The organism is Petrocella sp., assembly GCF_059865615.1.
Genome location: NZ_JCBCDA010000029.1, coordinates 1 through 2,725, shown reverse-complemented (window position 1 = coordinate 2,725; position 2,725 = coordinate 1). Strand labels below are relative to the sequence as shown.

The 2,725-nt window shown below is 34.8% G+C and carries 5 protein-coding genes; 4 read left to right on the top strand and 1 reads right to left on the bottom strand.

The features are described from left to right. Positions 1–28 precede the first annotated feature (28 nt). Positions 29–874, top strand: a complete 846-nt coding sequence (locus tag AC6F8J_RS03390) for a cysteine peptidase family C39 domain-containing protein (protein ID WP_500721004.1) — start codon at positions 29–31, stop codon at positions 872–874. Between the two features lie 30 nt (positions 875–904). On the opposite strand, the gene AC6F8J_RS03385 is transcribed toward AC6F8J_RS03390, so the two are convergent. Continuing rightward, positions 905–1,396, bottom strand: coding sequence for a DDE-type integrase/transposase/recombinase (locus AC6F8J_RS03385; protein WP_500721002.1), 492 nt, complete (start codon positions 1,394–1,396; stop codon positions 905–907). 29 nt (positions 1,397–1,425) lie between these two features. Here AC6F8J_RS03385 and AC6F8J_RS03380 point away from each other — a divergent pair, with 29 nt between their 5' ends. The 3 genes from AC6F8J_RS03380 to AC6F8J_RS03370 are packed head-to-tail and all read left to right on the top strand — an operon-like array spanning position 1,426 to position 2,499. After that, the gene (locus AC6F8J_RS03380) at positions 1,426–1,749 is read left to right on the top strand and encodes a transposase (RefSeq protein WP_500721000.1); all 324 of its coding nucleotides are present in this window, start codon (positions 1,426–1,428) and stop codon (positions 1,747–1,749) included. 40 nt (positions 1,750–1,789) lie between these two features. Beyond that, positions 1,790–2,119 (top strand): IS3 family transposase, encoded by a 330-nt coding sequence (locus AC6F8J_RS03375; protein WP_500720998.1) that lies wholly within the window; start codon positions 1,790–1,792, stop codon positions 2,117–2,119. Continuing rightward, complete coding sequence (locus AC6F8J_RS03370; RefSeq protein ID WP_500720996.1) at positions 2,116–2,499, top strand: CPBP family glutamic-type intramembrane protease; 384 nt, start codon at positions 2,116–2,118, stop codon at positions 2,497–2,499. Before AC6F8J_RS03375 ends, AC6F8J_RS03370 begins: the two co-directional genes overlap by 4 nt. The last annotated feature ends 226 nt before the right edge of the window (positions 2,500–2,725 follow it).

The following is a 2,725-nucleotide window of genomic DNA, read 5'->3' as shown; positions in this document are numbered from 1 at the left end:
TACTCTAGAAAATTAGAACGGTGAGCTGATGAAAAAATACAATGTAATCAAACAACATGACATAACAGATTGCGGTGCTGCCTGCATTGCAACCATATCAAAACAACATGGCCTAAAAATACCCATAACTAAAATACGTGAAGTAGCAGGTACAGACAAACAAGGGACCAACGCACTGGGCTTGATAAAAGCAGCGGAACAGTTGGGTTTCTCTGCAAAAGGTGTCAAAGGCAATGAAGAAGCCTTTTTCTCAGACTTCCCATTACCGGCCATAGCTCATGTGGTTGTTGATGGTACGTTGCTTCATTATGTTGTTATACATAAAATAACCAAGAAGCAAGTGATAATAGCAGATCCGGCAAAAGGCCTTATAAAAATGTCACCGGAAGAGTTCTTCAAGATGTGGACAGGTGTCCTTATACTAATCACACCAACTAATGCCTTTAAAAAAGGGAAAGAGACAAAAGGTTTGTTTGAACGTTTCTTTCATTTGCTTATTCCACAGAAGAAGCTACTGGTAAATATCTTCTTTGCCTCTATACTATATACAATCATTGGTATTATTGGTGCCTTTTATTTTAAGTTCTTGATTGATGATGTAGTGCCATATGGTCTAGAAAAGACGCTACATGTCTTATCTATTGGTGCCATAGTATTGATTCTATTTAAGATTATTTTAAGTGTGTTTAGAAGTTACTTACTTATATACCTTGGCCAGAAGTTAGACATTGATTTATTACTAGGCTATTACAATCACGTTATAAAACTTCCAATGAACTTCTTTGGAACCCGTAAAACCGGTGAGATTGTATCCAGATTCCAGGATGCTTCAAAGGTGAGATATAATGTGCACTCTTGTCAAGACATAAAATAAAGAAATTTTAGTTATGAACTCCTTTCCTGATTATGCTGCGTTTTCAGCAGAATCATAGTAGATTTCTGCCGGTGTCTTATAGTTGTAGCTTTGGTGTCCACGGTTGTAATTGTAATGCTGAATATATTCTCTTGTGATAGATTTTACCTCTGATACCGTCTCTGGATACATCAAGTATAGACGCTCCCATTTATATGATTTAAAGAATCGTTCTATGGCTATATTATCTGTTGCACGGCCTTTGCCATCCATACTGATTCTGATAGTTTTGTAACTCTTAATAAGCTCGATATACTCTTTTGAGGTGAATTGTGAACCTTGGTCTGAATTTATAATTTCAGGTTTACCATGGCTTTTAATGGCTTCTTTAACAACTCTAGTAACTGAATCAGCTTGAAGTGTATTGCTGATTGAATAACCAACAATAAATCTGGAATACCAATTTATGATGGCGGTTATGTAAACAAAACCAGTAGGTGTTCCAATGTAGGAAATATAATGTACACATAGGGTTGGACACAAATTCTAGAAAATAAGTTATAATAAAGACTATGAGTAGACAAAGAAGAACTTGGACACCCCAAGAAAAAGCAAATATAGTATTGGAGATCTTGCGTGAGGAGTCACCTCTTGCTGAAATCTCAAAAAAGTATAATATTGCTCAACCAGTTTTGAGCCGATGGAAAACTGAATTCATCAGCAATATGCCTGCAGTTTTTGTTAAGAAAGGCGAGGACATCCAGAAAGTCATACAAGAGCACGAGGAGGAAAAGGAGACCCTTATTAAGAAGATTGGTGAACTTTCTATGGATGTCGATTATCTAAAAAAAAACAAGAGCAGGTTTTACAACTTCGGAAAAAAAGTCATTAATTGAGTTAACTGGCTCGAAGTTGACGGTTGTGCGTCAATGCCAATTGCTCGGATTATCGAGGTCAACTGCATATCATATACCTGTTCCAATAGTTACCACTAAACAGGAGATTGATATTAAAAATACGATTGATCGTATTCACTTTAAGGAACCCTCTTTTGGCGTACGCAGAATCCGAAACGAACTTCACAAATTAGGCTACGAAATCGGAAGGCGGTTGGTAAAGCGTTATTTGCAGGAAATGGATATTGTTGCCTTTTATCCTGTACCTAATCTGAGTAAACGAGCAAAACAATCAAAAACGTATCCTTATCTGTTACGGCATCTGCCAATTACGCGACCTAATCAGGTGTGGTCTATCGATATTTCATGAAAATAGATATAGGTGGGCCTGAAGTAGAAGAAGTTCCTCTAGTTCTATTATTCTTAATTTTTGTAATGATAATACCAATTTTTGAAACGTTTATATATCAATTTTTGATCATTAGATTATTGAAAAAATTTAATTTCTTTAAGAGTCGAAAGCTTTTAGTAGTTCTAATTTCAGCAATATTTTTTGGTACAGGCCATATATATAGTATCTATTATGTTTTTTTTACATTTGTTCTTGGATTACCATTAGCGTATGCTTTTATAATATATGAAGACAAAAAGGTATCTGCATTTTGGGTGACCACGGCCATTCATGGACTGATAAATGGTGTATCAGTGGTTGTAGTAACTTTAGAGATTTTATATCAGAATTTTTTTTAGTGTTGCCAGTATTTGACCGTGTAAACCATAATAGTAAATAATGGAATTGAAGAGGGTGCCAAAGGATATTGTGTGTTTGGACCCTTTTTTTAGTATCTATTTTTCATAAATAACTCAGTGGACCGGATATTTCAAAACTTAAGCTTTACCATACTGTATTTTCAGTAATTCCCATATATGTATAAAAGTTACAATAATATATTATAAAATAAAAAATATAACAAAA

Excerpts from the sequence above, each read along its gene's own strand:
- AC6F8J_RS03390 (WP_500721004.1), top strand. The coding sequence starts at position 29 with ATGAAAAAATACAATGTAATCAAACAACATGACATAACAGATTGCGGT.
- AC6F8J_RS03380 (WP_500721000.1), top strand. The coding sequence starts at position 1,426 with ATGAGTAGACAAAGAAGAACTTGGACACCCCAAGAAAAAGCAAATATA.
- AC6F8J_RS03370 (WP_500720996.1), top strand. The coding sequence starts at position 2,116 with ATGAAAATAGATATAGGTGGGCCTGAAGTAGAAGAAGTTCCTCTAGTT.